The organism is Teredinibacter waterburyi, from assembly GCF_001922985.1.
GTDB lineage: Bacteria > Pseudomonadota > Gammaproteobacteria > Pseudomonadales > Cellvibrionaceae > Teredinibacter > Teredinibacter waterburyi.
The window spans coordinates 1-992 of record NZ_MRUH01000082.1 but is presented as its reverse complement, the minus strand read 5'-3'; the positions used below and the strand labels follow the sequence as shown (position 1 = coordinate 992).

Annotated in this window: 1 protein-coding gene; it reads right to left on the bottom strand. The window is 40.9% G+C overall.

The genetic code is table 11. The features are described 5' to 3' along the window. Positions 1 to 66: 66 nt before the first annotated feature. Positions 67 to 426: a hypothetical protein gene (locus tag IDZ20_RS05910; protein ID WP_188150507.1), complete on the bottom strand. Its 360-nt coding sequence runs from the start codon at positions 424 to 426 to the stop codon at positions 67 to 69. Between the last annotated feature and the right edge of the window lie 566 nt (positions 427 to 992).

The window sequence follows — 992 nt, the reverse complement described above, 5'->3', positions numbered from 1 at the left end:
GTTAAAGCACAAACGAGCAACGGAAAGTTTGTCCAGCCCGCGTGCGGGCGGTGCATGATGGCATTGTTATGCATTTGTTGATGCCGCCACTACAGCACTAAATACAATTCCAGTAAAACCAAGAGACAGAGGCAAAAAAATGATTTTACCATTCAGGCTTCCAGGCTCTCTTTTCGGTAGCACACCTAGTGAAACAAGAAGCCCACCACAGAGTACAAAAGCCATAACTCCATTTAATAACAACGACGATAAACAGAATACAACTTTATTGGCCCCATGAAAGAAGTAAGTTGCTCTGCGTGACTCAAATATAATACTTTCGAGGAATAAGCCATAAACAGACATAACTGTAAGCCCAACAAAAAGCACAGCTATAAATGTCACTGCACCTTTTTCTCTTTTACTGAAATTGTTGAAACTTTTCATTATTCGATTCTAAATGCATAACGCCGCAATTACCGGCGAGTTGGAGTTGTTTGGATTTTTGTGCTATTCAAGCACAAAAACAAAACGACGGAAACGGAGTCCGGTAGATTGCTTTGTTAGAGCGCTATAGCCAATCATGAGACACTGCCATAGCAGAGATAAACCATACGAATAACCCACTAAACACAGTGCCTAGATGAAGCAGTAAGAACATATTTTGCCAACCTTTACCCTTAAAACTTGTGCAAGATAAAATAGCCGATAGAAACGATATCCCCAATAGAATTAGCAGTGGTATATCGTATTTTGGCGCTGATCCAAATTCGCTATACCGCATCGCAATACATGCATACAAATAGAGAATGACAATCAGTATTCCATGCGCCGACCGGAGCACGCTTTTAGTTTTTACATAGAAAAACGTAGATACAGCCACCGAATAAGCTAAAAAAGGTCCTACTTCATCTATTGCTGGGAAATAGTTCTGCATTTTTCAACTGAGCTCTAACGCCAAGCTCACCTGCAATTTTTGCTGTGAGCGTTTGTGTAAAATGGAGCTACGCGAC